Source organism: Streptomyces sp. NBC_00344 (assembly GCF_036088315.1).
In the GTDB taxonomy this organism is placed as follows: domain Bacteria; phylum Actinomycetota; class Actinomycetes; order Streptomycetales; family Streptomycetaceae; genus Streptomyces.
This window is the reverse complement of record NZ_CP107996.1, coordinates 3,847,750-3,864,190: the sequence shown is the minus strand read 5'-3', so window position 1 is coordinate 3,864,190 and position 16,441 is coordinate 3,847,750. Positions and strand designations below refer to the sequence as shown.

The 16,441-nt window shown below is 70.0% G+C and carries 15 protein-coding genes; 8 read left to right on the top strand and 7 right to left on the bottom strand.

Annotation, left to right across the window (positions count from 1 at the left end; genetic code table 11):
* The first annotated feature begins 6 nt into the window (after positions 1–6).
* Entirely contained in the window at positions 7–1,665 is a 1,659-nt protein-coding gene (locus OHS16_RS17455; RefSeq protein ID WP_328538131.1) for a DNA repair helicase XPB, read from the top strand.
* A gap of 466 nt (positions 1,666–2,131) precedes the next feature.
* The gene (locus OHS16_RS17450; protein ID WP_328538130.1) at positions 2,132–4,198 is read left to right on the top strand and encodes a HelD family protein; all 2,067 of its coding nucleotides are present in this window, start codon (positions 2,132–2,134) and stop codon (positions 4,196–4,198) included.
* A 48-nt stretch (positions 4,199–4,246) separates the two neighbouring features.
* On the opposite strand, the gene OHS16_RS17445 is transcribed toward OHS16_RS17450, so the two are convergent.
* Positions 4,247–4,936, bottom strand: coding sequence for a copper homeostasis protein CutC (locus tag OHS16_RS17445; RefSeq protein ID WP_328538129.1), 690 nt, complete (start codon positions 4,934–4,936; stop codon positions 4,247–4,249).
* Positions 4,937–5,065: 129 nt separating this feature from the next.
* On the opposite strand from OHS16_RS17445, the gene OHS16_RS17440 reads away from it, so the two are divergent.
* Entirely contained in the window at positions 5,066–5,713 is a 648-nt protein-coding gene (locus OHS16_RS17440; RefSeq protein WP_328538128.1) for an HD domain-containing protein, read from the top strand.
* Between the two features lie 24 nt (positions 5,714–5,737).
* On the opposite strand, the gene OHS16_RS17435 is transcribed toward OHS16_RS17440, so the two are convergent.
* Positions 5,738–5,989 carry a hypothetical protein gene (locus OHS16_RS17435; RefSeq protein ID WP_328538127.1) on the bottom strand — a complete coding sequence of 84 codons (252 nt, stop codon included), beginning with the start codon at positions 5,987–5,989 and terminating at the stop codon, positions 5,738–5,740.
* Positions 5,990–6,117: 128 nt separating this feature from the next.
* Between OHS16_RS17435 and OHS16_RS17430 the strand changes: the two genes are divergently transcribed.
* Positions 6,118–7,329 (top strand): Cmx/CmrA family chloramphenicol efflux MFS transporter, encoded by a 1,212-nt coding sequence (locus OHS16_RS17430; protein ID WP_328540882.1) that lies wholly within the window; start codon positions 6,118–6,120, stop codon positions 7,327–7,329.
* 17 nt (positions 7,330–7,346) lie between these two features.
* Here the strand turns inward: OHS16_RS17430 and OHS16_RS17425 are convergent, their stop codons facing one another.
* Positions 7,347–7,613, bottom strand: coding sequence for a DUF4031 domain-containing protein (locus tag OHS16_RS17425; RefSeq protein WP_328538126.1), 267 nt, complete (start codon positions 7,611–7,613; stop codon positions 7,347–7,349).
* Positions 7,610–7,960, bottom strand: coding sequence for a hypothetical protein (locus tag OHS16_RS17420; RefSeq protein WP_328538125.1), 351 nt, complete (start codon positions 7,958–7,960; stop codon positions 7,610–7,612). The genes OHS16_RS17425 and OHS16_RS17420 overlap by 4 nt, the downstream gene beginning before the upstream one ends.
* 85 nt (positions 7,961–8,045) lie before the next feature.
* Here OHS16_RS17420 and OHS16_RS17415 point away from each other — a divergent pair, with 85 nt between their 5' ends.
* The 4 genes from OHS16_RS17415 to OHS16_RS17400 all read left to right on the top strand — a co-directional run bounded on the left by OHS16_RS17415 (position 8,046) and on the right by OHS16_RS17400 (position 13,441).
* A complete protein-coding gene (locus tag OHS16_RS17415) occupies positions 8,046–8,969 on the top strand; it encodes a MurR/RpiR family transcriptional regulator (protein WP_328538124.1) in 924 nt (307 codons plus the stop codon).
* A gap of 35 nt (positions 8,970–9,004) precedes the next feature.
* The gene (murQ, locus tag OHS16_RS17410) at positions 9,005–9,964 is read left to right on the top strand and encodes an N-acetylmuramic acid 6-phosphate etherase (RefSeq protein ID WP_328538123.1); all 960 of its coding nucleotides are present in this window, start codon (positions 9,005–9,007) and stop codon (positions 9,962–9,964) included.
* Between the two features lie 51 nt (positions 9,965–10,015).
* Complete coding sequence (locus OHS16_RS17405) at positions 10,016–11,605, top strand: PTS transporter subunit EIIC (protein WP_328538122.1); 1,590 nt, start codon at positions 10,016–10,018, stop codon at positions 11,603–11,605.
* 507 nt (positions 11,606–12,112) lie between these two features.
* Positions 12,113–13,441 carry a lipase family protein gene (locus OHS16_RS17400; RefSeq protein ID WP_328538121.1) on the top strand — a complete coding sequence of 443 codons (1,329 nt, stop codon included), beginning with the start codon at positions 12,113–12,115 and terminating at the stop codon, positions 13,439–13,441.
* A 102-nt stretch (positions 13,442–13,543) separates the two neighbouring features.
* On the opposite strand, the gene groL is transcribed toward OHS16_RS17400, so the two are convergent.
* From groL to OHS16_RS17385, 3 genes are all read right to left on the bottom strand, one after another.
* Positions 13,544–15,169: a chaperonin GroEL gene (gene groL / locus OHS16_RS17395; protein WP_328538120.1), complete on the bottom strand. Its 1,626-nt coding sequence runs from the start codon at positions 15,167–15,169 to the stop codon at positions 13,544–13,546.
* A gap of 351 nt (positions 15,170–15,520) precedes the next feature.
* Positions 15,521–15,724, bottom strand: coding sequence for a cold-shock protein (locus OHS16_RS17390; protein ID WP_005315736.1), 204 nt, complete (start codon positions 15,722–15,724; stop codon positions 15,521–15,523).
* A 401-nt stretch (positions 15,725–16,125) separates the two neighbouring features.
* A complete protein-coding gene (locus OHS16_RS17385) occupies positions 16,126–16,401 on the bottom strand; it encodes a MoaD/ThiS family protein (protein WP_328538119.1) in 276 nt (91 codons plus the stop codon).
* Positions 16,402–16,441 lie beyond the last annotated feature (40 nt).

Sequence of the window (16,441 nt, the reverse complement as noted above, 5' to 3'; positions counted from 1 at the left end):
CATGGCGTGAACGGACCGCTCATCGTCCAGAGTGACAAGACGCTCCTCCTCGAGGTGGACCACGACCAGGCGGACGCCTGCCGGCGTGCCATCGCGCCGTTCGCCGAACTGGAGCGCGCGCCGGAGCACATCCATACCTACCGGCTGACCCCGCTCGGCCTGTGGAACGCCCGTGCTGCGGGCCACGACGCCGAGCAGGTGGTGGACGCGCTGGTCGAGTTCTCCCGGTACCCCGTGCCGCACGCGCTCCTGGTGGACGTCGCCGAGACGATGGCCCGCTACGGGCGTCTCACCCTCTCCAAGCACCCGGTGCACGGTCTGGTACTCACCTCGACCGACCGCCCGGTCCTGGAGGAGATCCTCCGCTCGAAGAAGATCGCCCCGCTGGTGGGCACCCGTCTCGATCCGGACACGGTCGCCGTGCACCCCTCCGAGCGCGGCCAGATCAAGCAGACGCTGCTCAAGCTGGGCTGGCCCGCCGAGGACCTCGCGGGGTACGTCGACGGCGAGGCGCACCCGATCGACCTGGCCGAGGACGGCTGGGCCCTGCGCCCCTACCAGCGGCAGGCCGTCGAGAACTTCTGGCACGGCGGCTCCGGCGTGGTCGTACTGCCCTGCGGTGCGGGAAAGACGCTTGTCGGGGCCGGAGCGATGGCCGAGGCCAAGGCGACAACGCTGATCCTGGTCACCAACACCGTCTCGGCGCGCCAGTGGAAGCACGAGCTGATCAAGCGGACCTCCCTCACCGAGGAGGAGATCGGCGAGTACAGCGGCACGAAGAAGGAGATCCGCCCCGTCACCATCGCGACCTACCAGGTGCTGACCACCCGCAGGAAGGGCGTCTACCCGCATCTGGAGCTCTTCGATTCCCGTGACTGGGGCCTGGTCGTCTACGACGAGGTGCACCTGCTGCCCGCTCCGGTCTTCAAGTTCACCGCGGACCTGCAGGCGCGCCGCCGGCTCGGTCTGACCGCGACGCTGGTCCGTGAGGACGGCCGTGAGTCCGATGTGTTCTCGCTGATCGGCCCCAAGCGGTTCGACGCACCGTGGAAGGAGATCGAGGCGCAGGGCTACATCGCGCCCGCCGACTGTGTGGAGGTCCGGGTCAATCTGACCGACTCGGAGCGGCTCGCCTACGCCACGGCCGAGGCGGAGGAGAAGTACCGCTTCTGCGCGACCACCGCCACCAAGCGGAAGGTCACCGAGGCCCTGGTCCGTAAGCATGCGGGCGAGCAGACGCTGGTCATCGGGCAGTACATCGACCAGCTGGACGAGCTGGGCGAGCATCTGGACGCGCCGGTCATCAAGGGCGAGACCTCGAACGCACAGCGCGAGAAACTCTTCGGGGCGTTCCGGGAGGGCGAGATCAGCGTGCTCGTCGTCTCCAAGGTCGCGAACTTCTCCATCGACCTGCCGGAGGCGACGGTCGCCATCCAGGTCTCCGGAACGTTCGGTTCACGCCAGGAGGAGGCGCAGCGACTCGGGCGGGTGCTGCGTCCCAAGGCGGACGGGCACGAGGCCCGTTTCTACTCGGTGGTCGCCCGGGACACCATCGACCAGGACTTCGCTGCGCACCGCCAGCGGTTCCTGGCGGAGCAGGGGTACGCGTACCGGATCGTCGACGCGGACGACCTGCTGACGGGGTCCGGTGACGAGGCCGCGTAAGCGCCGGCCCAGCCAGTAAAGGACCGGCGGCGGATGCGTCGCGGCGGATGCCTCGCCGGGCACGGCCTCGCCGGCCCGACGCGGGCGGCTCAGTTTCCGTGCTCACCGAGGATGACGACGCTGAATGCGGCGGAGACGAAGGCCTTGACCGCGCGGAGGGCTGTGGTTGCTGTGTTCATGTCTCCATGATGGTTTTCGGCCATGCGGTACGCGTCGGGCCGGAGTCGGAACATGCCGGTTGCCGCGTACGTCTCAGGACCCATGCGACCCCCTACGGGGGGGGAGGGTGCGGACGGACGCACGGACGCACGGGCGGGGCGGGCCGGGACGGGAAAACCGTTCGCCCCGACCCGTCCGCGGCACTACACTCGCCTCTTCCCCCGCCTCCCCCCGGGAGCGCCGCCGCCCGGACGGAAACCGGCGGCTGTCACGCCGTGATCAGCCGTACCCGCCCGGAGGCCATACCGTGCCCACGCACGCTTCGCAGGACATCCCCCGTGAAACCGGCGACCCCCTCGCCCGCGAACGCGCCCATCTCGCCGCGTCCAGAGGGGCCCTGCGCGCCATGCGGGAGGACGTCGAGGGGCTCGACATCCGGGATGTCACCGCGAACTGGGTCAACGCGGCCGTCCTCGAGGCGCAGATCGCCGATCGCATCAAGGCGCTCGCCGACCTCTCGCACACCCCGCTGTTCTTCGGACGGCTGGACTATCTCCATGCTCCGGGCGCCGATCTCGCCGAAGGGGCCGAGGGCGAGCGCTTCTACATCGGACGGCGGCATGTGCACGACGGTGACGGCGACCCGATGGTCATCGACTGGCGTGCCCCGGTCTCGCAGCCCTTCTACCAGGCATCGGCCAAGAACCCGCTGGATGTGGGGTTGCGGCGCAGATTCGGATACACCGCGGGCGAACTCACCGCGTACGAGGACGAACACCTCACCGACCCGCAGGAGACCACCCGGACGAGCAAGCTGCTCCAGGCGGAGATCGAACGGCCTCGTGTCGGTCCGATGCGGGACATCGTGGCGACGATCCAGCCGGAACAGGACGAGATCGTCCGGTCGGGGCTCGGTGGGTCCGTCTGTGTGCAGGGCGGGCCCGGCACCGGGAAGACCGCTGTCGGACTGCACCGGGTCGCGTACCTGCTGTACGCACACCGCGACCGGCTGGCCCGCACCGGCACCCTGGTCATCGGGCCGAACAAGTCCTTCCTGCACTACATCGAGCAGGTGCTGCCCGCGCTGGGCGAGCTCGAGGTCAAACAGGCGACGGTCGACGACCTGGTGGCGGGGGTCGAGATCAGCGGCACGGACACGGCTGCCGCCGCGGTGGTCAAGGGCGATGCCAGGATGGCGGAGGTGCTTCGCCGGGCGCTGCGTTCGCATGTGACCCTGCCGGACGAGCCGGCCGTGGTCGTGCGGGGTTCGCGCCGCTGGCGCATCCCGGCCTATGAACTCGCGGAGATCGTAAGTGAGTTGCTGGACCGGGACATCCGCTACGGCGCCGCCCACGATGCGCTGCCGCAGCGCATCGCACATGCTGTGCTGGTCCGGATGGAGCAGGCGGGCGAGGCGCCCGACGACCGGGTGCAGGACGCGGTCGCCCGCAACCCGGCGGTGAAGGCCGTGGTCAAGGCGACCTGGCCGGCGGTCGATCCGGCGAAGCTGGTGCTGCGGCTGCTCTGCGACGCGGAATTCCTGGCCGTCCACGCCGAGGGGATCCTCGACGCGGAGGAGCAGAAGACGATTCTCCGGGACCGGCCGGCCCGCTCGGTGAAGTCCGCCAACTGGTCACTGGCGGACGCGGTGCTGATCGATGAGGCCGGCGACCTGGTCGCCCGTACGCACTCGCTCGGCCATGTGGTGCTCGACGAGGCCCAGGACCTCTCCCCCATGCAGTACCGCGCGGTCGGCCGCCGATGCAGCACCGGATCGGCAACCGTGCTCGGCGATCTGGCGCAGGGCACCACCCCGTGGGCCACGTCGAGCTGGGACGAGGCACTGCACCATCTGGGCAAGGGTGACGCGCTGGTCGAGGAGTTGACGGCGGGCTTCCGGGTGCCGCGCGAGGTCATCGCCTATGCGTCCCGGCTGCTGCCGCACATGTCGCCGGGGCTCGCGCCGGTGTCGTCCGTACGGGAGAACCCGGGCTCGCTGGACATCCGTGCGACGGACGACCCGGACGAGGCAGCGGTAGCCGCCTGCCGGGACTCGCTGCGCCACGAGGGTTCGACGGGCCTGATCGCGGCCGACGCCCGGATTCCCGCACTGGCGCAGGCGCTCGCCGCGGCCGGGATGGCGTACCTCGACCCCGGCGAGGAGACGAGCGCGGAATCCAGGCTGACTCTGGTTCCCGCCTCGCTGGCAAAGGGTCTGGAGTACGACTACGTGGTGCTGGACGAACCGGCCGCCGTGGTCGACGGCGAGCCCGACGAGAGGACCGGGCTGCGCCGGCTGTATGTCGCGCTCACCCGGGCCGTGTCGGGCCTGATCGTCACGCACCGGGCGCCGCTGCCCGGACAGCTCGCCTGACGCGGCCCGCTCGGGCCGCGGATGAGCGCGGCCCGGGCGGCGCGGACCTCAGCCGTCCAGCGCCGACCGCCACTGCCTGACCGCACCCTCGTCGACCGCCCCTTCCCAGCCCAGCGGCCGGGCCGCTCCCCCGATGTGCAGCGCGTCGATCCCGGCCGCGACCAGCCGCGGCAGATGTTCGAGCCGCAGCCCGCCGCCCACCAGGATCCGCGCCTCGTACCCGGGTTGACCGGCCCGCGCCGCCTCGGCCTCCAGGGTGGGCAGCCCGTCCGGCACCCCGGAGGCCGCACCCGCTGTGAGATAGGTGTCGAGGCCGGGCAGGTCGGCCAGTTCCTTGCGGAGTGCGTCACGGTCGGCGGCCCGGTCGACTGCCCGGTGGAACGTCCACCGGCAGCCGTCGATCTCGGCGAGGATCCGCTCCACCGCGACCAGGTCGGGATTGCCGTCCGCGTCCAGGAAACCCAGGACGAACTCCTCCGCCCCCTCGGCTCGCAGCGCCCGCGCGGACGCGACAAGCGCCCCGATGTCCCCGGCAGCGAACCCTTGCGCCTGACGCAGCATCACGCGCAGCGGGATGTCGACGGCCGCGCGGATCGCGGCGAACGTCTCAGGGGGTGGCGTCAGACCGTCGGCCGCCATATCGGTGACCAGCTCAAGGCGGTCGGCCCCTCCGGCCTGGGCGGCGACGGCGTCCTCGGCCGAGAGGGCGATCACCTCCAGAAGTGCACGGTTGCTCATCAGATCCCTATCTTTGAGGGCTATAGGTCTAGTCCAATGGACAGCCTACGGCCCGAACTCCTGTCAGCGCAGCTTGCACTGTCCACCCGGAGAGATCCCATTCGGTACGCCGCGAGCGCGGGACGCACAATGGTCCGCATGCCCGAAGATCTCACCACCCGCTGGCACCACACCCTGGTCGCGGCCCGCGAAGGAGCCACGGCGCCCGACCCTGCCCCCTACGCCGAGAACCTCCTGGCCCGCTGGGCCGAGCCGCAGCGCCGCTACCACACCACAGCCCACCTCACCGCGGTCCTCGACCACATCGACACCCTTGCCGGCCATGCCGCCGACCCGGCTGCGGTACGGCTCGCGGCCTGGTTCCACGACGCCGTCTACCGTCCCGACCGCTCGGAGAACGAGGCACGCAGCGCCCAGCTCGCCGGGCGGGCGCTCACCGAAGCGGGGGTGTCCGCCGCCCGTACGGACGAGGTTGTCCGGCTGGTCGAGCTGACCGTCAGCCATGACCCACAGTCCGGTGACTCCAACGGTGAGGTGCTCTGCGACGCGGATCTGGCCGTGCTGGCCGGCAGCTCCGCGGCATACGCCGCCTACGCCGCCGCGGTGCGCGCGGAGTACTCGTTCGTCCCCGACGAGGCCTTCCGTGCGGGGCGGGCCGCCGTGCTGCGCCAACTGCTCGGGCTGCCTGAGCTGTTCCGCACGCCTCATGGGCAAGCCGAGTGGGAGGAACCCGCGCGCCGGAACCTGGCAACCGAGCTGGCGCTGCTGACCGTCTGATCCGGCGGCCCCGGACCGCGCCGCTCAGCGGCAGACGTCTCCGCGGCTGCGCGCGTTGGCCAGGGCCGTCCGCGCGGCAAGATGCTCACGCGCGGTGACTTTCCTCACCGCGTCCGCAGGGCAGTCCCATTCGCGGCCCCCCGCCGGCAGCCGCAGCCGCAGATCATGCCCGCTCTGCCCCACCACCTCGCCGACCTCGCCCCGCAGGGTGTCCATGACGTACGCGCCCTTCATCGGCCCGCCGTCCGCCTCCTGGGCATCAGTGCTCACCGTCATGACAGTTCTCCTCCCCGAACTGTCCCGTCGCATGCACAGCGTGAGCGACCACCACTCGCCCGCGCGGGAATGTCACATCCCCTCGCGGTGTTTGCTCCGTCATGCCTGCCCCTGCCGAACGCGTCCGCATGCCACTCGCCGTCCACATCCTGGGGCTCGCGGTCTTCGCGCTCGGCACCAGCGAGTTCATGCTGTCCGGGCTGCTGCCCGACATCGCCGACGACATGAACGTGTCCATCCCGCGAGCGGGGCTGCTGATCTCGGCCTTCGCGATCGGCATGGTGGTGGGCGCCCCGCTGCTCGCGGTGGCGACACTGCGGCTCCCCCGGCGCACCACACTGATCGCCCTCATCACCGTCTTCGGCCTCGGCCAGGTGGCCGGTGCGCTGGCCCCCGACTATCCGCTGCTGTTCGCGTCCCGCGTCGTCTCCGCCTTCGCCTGCGCGGGCTTCTGGGCGGTCGGAGCGGCGGTGGCCATCGCGATGGTGCCGGTGAACGCCCGGGCCCGCGCGATGGCCGTCATGATCGGCGGCCTGTCGATAGCCAACGTTCTCGGCGTGCCGGCGGGCGCCTTCCTCGGCGAGAACCTCGGCTGGCGCTCGGCGTTCTGGTCGGTGGGCGCGGCATCCGCGATCGCCCTGGTGGGGGTGGCGACGCTGATCCCACGCATTCCGCTGCCCGCCGTGAAGCCGCGGCTTCGCAGCGAGCTGGCCATCTACCGGGACCGTCAGGTCTGGCTCTCCGTCGTCATCACCGCGCTCGCCGCCGGCGCGGTCTTCTGCGCCTTCAGCTATCTCGCGCCGCTGCTCACCGACGTGGCGGGCCTGAGCGCCGGCTGGGTCCCGGCGGTGCTGGCCCTGTTCGGCGCCGGCGCGCTGGTGGGCACCACCATCGGCGGCCGGGTCGCCGACGCGCATCTCTTCGGTGTGCTGCTCACCGGCATCGCCGCGTCGGCCGTCTTCCTGGTCGCCCTGGCGCTGCTGGCGCACAGCCCGGTGGCCACGGTGATCCTTTCCTTCCTGCTCGGCACTTCGGCCTTCTACACGGCCCCCGCCCTGAACGCCCGGATGTTCAACGTCGCCGGCGCCGCCCCGACCCTGGCAGGCGCGACCACCACGGCCGCGTTCAATCTGGGCAACGCGGGCGGTCCCTGGCTGGGCGGTCTGGTGATCAGTGCCGGTTTCGGGTTCGCCTCCACGGCGTGGGCGGGCGCGGCGATGGCGGCGGTGGCGATAGCGGCGGTGACGGTGTCGCTGCGGCTGCAGAAGTCCCGGTCACGGCTGGTCGCGCGGTCCACGAACCTGGCCGTCGAGACGGCAACGCCCGAACCCGTCCGGTAACGCACCTCACCGACCGGCTATGCCGGGCGCCCCTTCGGCCGCCGCAGTCCGGCATCCGTGAGCCTGCGCACGATCTCCTTCGAGCCGACCTCGACGGCTCCCGCCGCCACGGCGTCCGCGTAACGGTGCGACGGCACGTCGTAGTGGTCCCGCTCGAACGCCCGCCGCGGGCAGCCGATCGATCCGGCGAAGGCGTGCAGTTCCTCGTACGAGACATCACTGATCAGGTGCGACCACATGCGCCCGTGCCCGGGCCAGGTCGGCGGGTCTATGTAGACCGTCATCGGAGGGACCCGACGGCGGCGACGATCACGGCCTCCTTCGCACACACCCAATGCGGATCGGGCCCCAGTTCCGGCTCCACCTCCAGGGCGTGAGGGTCGTCGCACACCGGACAGAGCGGCCAGCGGCCGAACTTCTCCAGGAGAGCGTCCTGGACGTCCTGGGCGACCAGCCCGGCAACGAACCCGGCACCGGCCGGCCACTGCTCGACCCACCACCGCCGGTGCGTCACCGCGTCCTCCACCAGCGATACGACATCGGCCTCGGCCACGTCCCGCGCGGCGAGATCGGCGAGCACCAGCGCCCGTGCTTCGTGCAGGGACTGTTCCAGCGGGGTGACGGGATCCATGGCTCCATTGTCACCGTTCCCCGATCGCCACCGGTCTGGACCGGAGGGGGTTGACGATCCGATGGACCGAAAATATCTTTCAGATGTGACCAACAATGTGAAGGAAATTTTCACCGACGTCGCCGCGCCGCCCGCTCCCGCGGCTCTGGCCGCCAAGGTTCGTACCCTCGCGCCGTCCATGACCCGCTCGATGCAGCTGGTCGCCGAGGCGGTGGCGGGCGATCCGGCCGGCTGCGCGGCCCTCACGGTCACCGGTCTCGCCGAGCTCACCGGCACAAGCGAGGCCACTGTGGTCCGCACGGCCCGCATCCTCGGCTATCCCGGATACCGTGATCTGCGGCTCGCACTGGCCGGGCTGGCCGCCCAGCAGCAGTCCGGCCGGGCGCCCGCCGTCACCGCGGACATCGCCGTGGACGACCCGATCGCCGATGTGGTCGCCAAGCTGGCCTACGACGAACAGCAGACCCTCGCCGACACCGCAGCCGCCCTGGACACCGTCCAGCTCGGTGCCGCGGTCTCAGCGCTCTCCACGGCCCGCCGGATCGACATCTACGGCGTCGGCGCCTCCTCGCTGGTCGGTCAGGACCTGGCTCAGAAGCTGCTGCGCATCGGGCTGATCGCACACGCCCACTCCGACCCGCACCTGGCCGTCACCAACGCCGTGCAGCTCCGTTCGGGCGACGTGGCCATCGCGATCACCCACTCCGGCTCCACGGGCGATGTCATCGAGCCACTGCACACCGCTTTCGAGCACGGCGCCACCACCATCGCGATCACCGGACGCCCCGACGGACGGGTCTCCCAGTACGCCGACCACATCCTCACCACCTCCACGGCCCGCGAGAGCGAACTGCGACCGGCCGCGATGTCGTCCAGGACCAGCCAGCTGCTCGTCGTGGACTGCCTGTTCATCGGTGTCATGCAGCGGACCTACGACAGGGCGGCACCGGCACTCTCCGCTTCCTACGAGGCGCTCGCCCACCGCCACACCCCCCGCACCAGCCGCTGATCCGGTCCGCTTAACCAGAAAGAGCCGCACAGACCATGACCCCCACCGCCTCCGCCTCCGCCTCCGACAACTACGGAGCACTGCGCGCCCAGCTGGCCACCCTGACCACCGAGGCGTTCCGGCCCGAGCTCGCCGAGATCGACCAGCTGCCCACCGAGGAGATCGCCCGGCTGATGAACGGTGAGGACGCCACCGTCCCGGCCGCGGTCGCCGCACGCCTCCCGCAGATCGCCGCCGCCATCGACGCCACGGCAGCGCGGATGGCGCGTGGCGGCCGACTCGTCTACGCGGGCGCCGGGACTGCCGGCCGGATGGGCGTGCTGGACGCGAGCGAGTGCCCGCCCACTTTCAACACCGACCCGTCGGAGGTCATCGGCCTGATAGCGGGCGGCCCTTCCGCCATGGTCAAGGCGGTCGAGGGCGCGGAGGACTCCAGGGAACTCGCCGCCGGGGACCTGGACACACTGGGGCTCACCGCGGACGACACCGTGGTCGGCATCTCGGCCTCCGGCCGTACCCCGTACGCGATCGGCGCGGTCGAGCACGCCCGCGTTCTCGGCGCGCTCACCATCGGCCTGTCCTGCAACGCGGACAGCGCGCTGGGGGCGGCCGCGGAACACGGTATCGAGGTGGTCGTGGGGCCCGAGCTGCTCACCGGCTCGACCCGGCTCAAGGCGGGTACCGCGCAGAAGCTCGTACTCAACATGCTCTCGACGATCACCATGATCCGGCTCGGCAAGACCTACGGAAACCTGATGGTCGACGTCCGGGCGTCCAACGAGAAGCTGCGCGCCCGCTCACGCCGCATCGTCGCTCTGGCGACAGGCGCCGAGGACGCGGAGATCGAGGCCGCCCTCACCGCGGCCGAGGGAGAGGTGAAGACCGCCATCCTCATCATCCTCGGCTCCGTCGACGCTCCCACCGCTGTGAGCCTTCTCGGCGACACGAAGGGTCATCTGCGCGCCGCGCTGCAGTCCACGACCCGCACCAGCTGAAGCTTTAACTCCGCACCTCCCGCACCACCGGAACCAAAGGCACCACGCACCATGAGCACTTCCGAAGACAAGAACCGCGCCACCGCCGCCGCGATCCTGCCTCTCGTGGGCGGCGCGCAGAACGTCACATCCGTCGCTCACTGCATGACGCGGCTCCGGCTCGGCCTGGCCGACCGGTCGCTCGTACAGGACGAGAGGCTGAAGGCGCTGCCCGCCGTCATGGGCGTGGTCGACGACGACACCTACCAGATCGTGCTGGGTCCCGGCACGGTCGCCCGCGTCACTCCTGAGTTCGAGGCCCTGGTGGCAGAAGGCGGGGCCGCCGCTCCGGCAGCCCCCTCGGCCCCCGCCGCCGCCACTTCCGCTGCGACTGCGACTGCCGAAGACCTCGCCGCTCAGGGCGCGGCGATGCGGGCCGAACGCAAGGCGAAGAACGCCACCCCCTTCAAGCTCTTCCTGCGGAAGATCGCGAACATCTTCGTCCCGCTGATCCCCGCCCTGATCGGCTGCGGCATCATCGCGGGCATCAACGGCCTGCTGGTCAACGCCGGCTGGCTGACCGGCGTCACCCCGGCGCTCGCCTCGATCGCCTCCGGGTTCATGGCACTGATCGCCGTCTTCGTCGGTTACAACACGGCGAAGGAGTTCGGCGGCACCCCGATCCTGGGCGGCGCAGTCGCCGCGATCATCGTCTTCCCGGGCGTCGCCAACGTCTCCGCCTTCGGCGAGAAGCTCTTGCCCGGGCAGGGCGGGGTGCTGGGCGCGCTGGGCGCCGCGGTACTGGCCGTGTACATCGAGAAATGGTGCAGGCGATGGATGCCCGAGTCCCTCGACGTCCTGCTCACCCCCACCATCACGGTTCTGTTCTCCGGTCTGGTGACCCTCTTCGGCCTGATGTACGTGGCCGGTGAGATCTCGACCGGCATCGGCGACTTCGCCACCTGGCTGCTCGCCCACGGCGGCGCGGGCGCGGGCTTCGTCCTGGGCGGTCTGTTCCTCCCGCTGGTGATGCTGGGGCTGCATCAGGCCCTGATCCCCATTCACACCACCCTGATCGAGCAGCAGGGCTACACCGTTCTGCTGCCCATCCTCGCCATGGCGGGCGCGGGCCAGGTCGGCTCGGCCGTTGCGGTCTATCTGCGGCTGCCGCACAACCCGTCGATCCGCAGGACCATCAGGTCCGCGCTCCCCGCGGGTTTCCTCGGGGTAGGCGAACCGCTGATCTACGGCGTCTCGCTCCCCCTCGGCCGCCCCTTCGTCACCGCCTGCGTGGGTGGCGCGTTCGGCGGCGGCTTCGTCGGCCTCTTCAACCAGCTCGGTGACTCCATGGGCTCGACCGCCATCGGGCCGTCGGGCTGGGCCCTGTTCCCTCTGCTCAAGGGCGACCACGGCCTGGGCACATCGGTCGCGATCTACGCGGGCGGGCTGGTGGCCGGCTATGTCGCGGGCTTCGTCGCCACGTACTTCTTCGGCTTCAGCAAGTCGCTGCTCGCGGAGTTCAACGCCGACCCGGCGGCGGTCTCCGCCCCTCTCCCGGCCACGGGTCCGGTCACCGGCCCGGCCACGGGTCCGGCCCCCGCGCCGTCCCGGGATGCCGGCCCCACCACGGGTGGCCCGGCCCAGGAACCGGCCGGTGTCTGACGTGTCCGACCCCGCGCGGGTGTCCGCCGGAACCTGAACCGGCTGCGCCACGGATGCGCAGCACGTCCGACCACCGCACGTCGCTCGAGTCCGCCCCGTGGCTGGAGCGACGGGCCGCTGCTCCTCCTTCCAGCGCCCCTTGCCCGAAACGCGTGAGCAATCACCACCGAAGTGTCATCCGTCGGCTCACCTGAGACGCCGGATGGCACTTCACGGCGGAACGTTCACGCTTTCCCGAAGGAGGTGCCCCCGCACACCCACGCCCCTCGAGCACCCGCGCCCGCTCAAGCCACGCCCACCGCATCCACACTCACGCGGCCAGGCCGGGAAGTCCCGCGAAGGCAGCTCTCCGGGTCCGCCGCCGACAGCGGAGCGTGACCAAAACGTCCCGAACCGGCGCAGCACTTCGCATGCGCACAGTCACCGCGGTTCGACCCCTTGTCTTCTTACTTACTAGTAAGTAAGTTCCGGGTGTCCTGCATCACAGGTCTCATCGTGGAGTCCCACATGCATGCCACAAAACGCCTGGTGGCCACCGCCCTGGTCACCGCCGCCTGTCTCGGCGCGTACGCGGTACCGTCGGTCGCCGCCACCGGATCGGACCATGAGGTGTCCCGAGGGGTCACCATCCCGTCCTTCTACAACCCGCCGGCCGAACTCCCGGCCGCCAACGGCGCACTGATCCGCACGGAGCCGCTGCCCCTGGATCTGAGCCTGCCCGGTCTCGACGGCCCGCTCCCGGGCAGGGCGACCCGGCTGATGTACAAGTCCACGGACTCCAACGGCAAACCGGTCGCAGTGACCGGCGCCTACATCGAGCCGTCGGCCGCCTGGTCCGGCGGCGGGGCGCGCCCGCTCGTCGCCTTCGCCTCGGGCACGATGGGCCAGGGCGACCAGTGCGCCCCCTCGATGGCGCTGCAGCACCCGCTGACGATCGGCAGCAACACGGTGTCCATCGGCTACGAGGACCTGGCGCTGTACCGGCTGCTCGCCAAGGGCGTGGCCGTGGTCGTCACCGACTACGCCGGACTCGGCGCGACGGACAGGCTGCACACCTACGTCAACCGCGTCGACTCCGCCCACGCCGTTCTTGACGCCGGCCGCGCCGCGCACACCGTGCCAGGAGCGTCCGTCGGCCCGGACTCGCGCGTCGGTCTCTACGGTTACAGCGAGGGCGGCGGAGCCACCGCCGCAGCCGCCGAACTCCAGCCGTCCTACGCTCCGGACGTCCCACTCTCGGGCACCTACGCAGGTGCGCCGCCCGCCGACCTCTCGGTGGTCATGAAGGGCATCGACGGCAGCGGTCTGGCCGGTGCGCTCGGCTGGTCCATCAACGGATTCATCCAGTCGGACCCGTCGCTCGCCGAATTCGCCGACACCCAGATCAACGCCACCGGCAAGGCCGCCCTCGCCGACCTCTCCACGATGTGCGTGGGGGACGCGGTCCTCGGCTACGGCTTCAGGAAGAGCACGTCCTGGACGACCAGCGGGAAATCCCTATCCGAGGTCATAGCGAACGCCCCGAACGTCCAAGCGGTGCTGGACGCACAGCGCATCGGATCGCTGAGGCCGGCCGGCCCGGTGCGGGTGGTGACCGGGGTCGCGGACGACATCGTGGTGCACTCGCAGGCACGTCAGCTGGCCGTGGACTGGTGCCGCAAGGGTGCGGACGTCACCTACAAGCCGATGAATCTGCCGAACCTCGGCAACGGCACGCTCCTCAACCACCTGGCCCCGGCCATCGCCGACCAGGGCTCCGCCATCTCCTGGCTGGCCGACCGGCTGTCGGGCAAGCCGACCTCGTCCAACTGCCCGACGATGCCGCTCCAGCCCTGAAGGACCGCATCCAGCCGAGCCGCGGAACGCCCGAGGGCGGCACCCCGCAATGGGGTGCCGCCCTCGGTCGTACAGCGAGCCGTGGAGCTACTGAGCCGGGGCTCAGAAGTCCATGTCACCGCCCGGCATGCCGCCCGGAGCGCCGCCGGCAGCGGCCTTCTCCGGCTTGTCGGCGATGACGGCCTCGGTGGTGAGGAACAGCGCGGCGATCGACGCGGCGTTCGCCAGCGCGGAACGCGTGACCTTCGCCGGGTCGATGATGCCCTCGGCGATCATGTCGACGTACTCGCCGGTCGCGGCGTTGAGGCCGTGACCGATGGGAAGGTTGCGCACCTTCTCGACGATGACTCCGCCTTCGAGACCACCGTTGACGGCGATCTGCTTCAGCGGGGCCTCGAGCGCGAGCTTCACGGCGTTGGCGCCGGTCGCCTCGTCACCCTCGAGGTCGAGCTTCTCGAAGACCGAGGAAGCCTGGATGAGCGCCACGCCACCACCGGCGACGATGCCCTCCTCGACGGCCGCCTTCGCGTTGCGAACGGCGTCCTCGATGCGGTGCTTGCGCTCCTTGAGCTCCACCTCGGTCGCGGCGCCGGCCTTGATGACGGCCACGCCGCCGGCCAGCTTCGCGAGACGCTCCTGGAGCTTCTCACGGTCGTAGTCCGAGTCGGAGTTCTCGATCTCGGCACGGATCTGGTTGACACGACCCTGGACCTGGTCGCTCTCTCCGGAACCGTCGACGATCGTGGTCTCGTCCTTGGTGATGACGACCTTGCGGGCGCGGCCGAGCAGGTCCAGACCGGCGCTCTCGAGCTTGAGGCCGACCTCCTCGGAGATGACCGTGCCGCCGGTGAGGATGGCGATGTCACCGAGCATGGCCTTGCGGCGGTCACCGAAGCCCGGAGCCTTGACGGCGACGGACTTGAAGGTGCCCTTGATCTTGTTGACGACCAGGGTGGAGAGCGCCTCGCCCTCGACGTCCTCGGCGATGATCAGCAGCGGCTTGCCGGACTGCATGACCTTCTCCAGCAGCGGGATGAGGTCCTTGACGCTGCCGATCTTGGAGTTGACGATCAGGATGTACGGGTCGTCGAGCGACGCCTCCATACGCTCCATGTCGGTGGCGAAGTACGCCGAGATGTAGCCCTTGTCGAAGCGCATGCCCTCGGTGAGCTCCAGCTCCAGACCGAAGGTCTGGGCCTCCTCGACCGTGATGACGCCTTCCTTGCCGACCTTGTCCATCGCCTCGGCGATGAGCTCACCGATCTGCGTGTCGGCGGCGGAGATGGAGGCGGTCGAAGCGATCTGCTCCTTGGTCTCCACGTCCTTGGCCTGCTCGAGCAGAGCGGCGGAGACGGCCTCGACGGCCTTCTCGATGCCGCGCTTGAGGGCCATCGGGTTGGCACCGGCTGCGACGTTGCGCAGGCCCTCACGGACCAGCGCCTGGGCGAGAACGGTCGCGGTGGTCGTACCGTCACCGGCGACGTCGTCCGTCTTCTTGGCGACTTCCTTGACCAGCTCGGCGCCGATCTTCTCGTACGGGTCCTCGAGCTCGATCTCCTTGGCGATGGAAACACCATCGTTGGTGATCGTGGGGGCGCCCCACTTCTTCTCGAGGACGACGTTACGGCCCTTGGGGCCGAGGGTGACCTTGACGGCGTCGGCGAGCTGGTTCATCCCGCGCTCGAGACCGCGCCGTGCCTCCTCGTCGAACGCGATGATCTTGGCCATGTGAAGTGGTCCTCCCGGACAGGGGTGGATACGTCGGACCGTTCGGCGCCCGCGACGGACGGCCTGCGAGCCTGATGGTTCCTTGCCCCACCTGGCCTGCGGGCCTCGCCAGCCCGGTCCTTCTGTCACTCTCACCAGGAGAGTGCTAAGCCCAATGATTAGCACTCGACCCCCTCGAGTGCAAGCGCCTTCGGCGAAGGCCGGGTGCCGGGCGGGCGGACGGACAGGCAGGTGGACGGGCCCGGCTCCCGCGGATCCGCGGGGCGGCCGCGGACGCACGAGAGGCCCGTACCCCACTGCGGGGTACGGGCCTCTCGGCGTGAGTGCGTCGGTGGCCGATCGCGCCGAGAATCAGACGGCGAGCTTGACCATGTCCGCCTGCGGACCCTTCTGGCCCTGCGAGATTTCGAACTCCACCCGCTGACCTTCTTCAAGGGTGCGGTATCCGTCCATCTGAATCGCGCTGTAGTGGACGAAAACATCCGCACCACCGTCGACCGCGATGAAGCCGTACCCCTTCTCCGCGTTGAACCACTTGACGGTGCCCTGAGCCATGCCTAACTCCCCTATTACTGGCCCTTGCACGGGCCCGCACTTCGCGGGACCCGGGTCAGACCTTGCGCCGGAACGCGTCGACCGCGGCTGAATGTATCTGCCCAACTGCCCTCTGCAACAGGTCAATCGGACGAGAATTCTGGGATTGGCCGAACGCCCCATTGGGCGGATTCCTCAGGATTCTCGGGCAAGTCGGGCCGGGCAAACGGCACTTACGACGCAAAGGGCTTCACTACTTTGTCCGCACCTTGTCGCGATCTCATATGCACGGGGCATGAACAGCGAAGGGGACTACCCCAACTCTACCGCGCTCAACCACACAGAATTACCCCCTCCGCTTCTCTTGCGGAGGGGGTAATCAGGGTGACCGTGCGGCGCCGGAAGAGCACCAGGAGAGGCTGTCAGCCGCCGGCGACGGCCGGAATGATCGAGACGCCCGCACCGTCCGGCGTTGCCGTCTCCAGACCCTGCTCGAAGCGCACGTCGTCGTCGTTGACGTACACGTTCACGAAGCGGCGCAGCTTGCCCTGGTCGTCCAGGACGCGGGCCGCGATGCCGGTGTGGTTCTTCTCCAGGTCGGAGATGACCTCGGCGAGAGTGCCGCCGTCGGCGGCGACCTCGGCCTGGCCGCCCGTGTAGGTGCGGAGGATGGTGGGGATACGGACCTTGACGCTCATACGGATTACCTTCCAGGAGACCGGGGAGTGGGCGGGACGG

Excerpts from the sequence above, each read along its gene's own strand:
- OHS16_RS17445 (WP_328538129.1), bottom strand. The coding sequence starts at position 4,936 with ATGAGCAACCGTGCACTTCTGGAGGTGATCGCCCTCTCGGCCGAGGAC.
- OHS16_RS17440 (WP_328538128.1), top strand. The coding sequence starts at position 5,066 with ATGGTCCGCATGCCCGAAGATCTCACCACCCGCTGGCACCACACCCTG.
- OHS16_RS17435 (WP_328538127.1), bottom strand. The coding sequence starts at position 5,989 with ATGACGGTGAGCACTGATGCCCAGGAGGCGGACGGCGGGCCGATGAAG.
- OHS16_RS17430 (WP_328540882.1), top strand. The coding sequence starts at position 6,118 with ATGCCACTCGCCGTCCACATCCTGGGGCTCGCGGTCTTCGCGCTCGGC.
- OHS16_RS17425 (WP_328538126.1), bottom strand. The coding sequence starts at position 7,613 with ATGACGGTCTACATAGACCCGCCGACCTGGCCCGGGCACGGGCGCATG.
- OHS16_RS17420 (WP_328538125.1), bottom strand. The coding sequence starts at position 7,960 with ATGGATCCCGTCACCCCGCTGGAACAGTCCCTGCACGAAGCACGGGCG.
- murQ (WP_328538123.1), top strand. The coding sequence starts at position 9,005 with ATGACCCCCACCGCCTCCGCCTCCGCCTCCGACAACTACGGAGCACTG.
- OHS16_RS17405 (WP_328538122.1), top strand. The coding sequence starts at position 10,016 with ATGAGCACTTCCGAAGACAAGAACCGCGCCACCGCCGCCGCGATCCTG.
- OHS16_RS17400 (WP_328538121.1), top strand. The coding sequence starts at position 12,113 with ATGCATGCCACAAAACGCCTGGTGGCCACCGCCCTGGTCACCGCCGCC.
- groL (WP_328538120.1), bottom strand. The coding sequence starts at position 15,169 with ATGGCCAAGATCATCGCGTTCGACGAGGAGGCACGGCGCGGTCTCGAG.
- OHS16_RS17390 (WP_005315736.1), bottom strand. The coding sequence starts at position 15,724 with ATGGCTCAGGGCACCGTCAAGTGGTTCAACGCGGAGAAGGGGTACGGC.
- OHS16_RS17385 (WP_328538119.1), bottom strand. The coding sequence starts at position 16,401 with ATGAGCGTCAAGGTCCGTATCCCCACCATCCTCCGCACCTACACGGGC.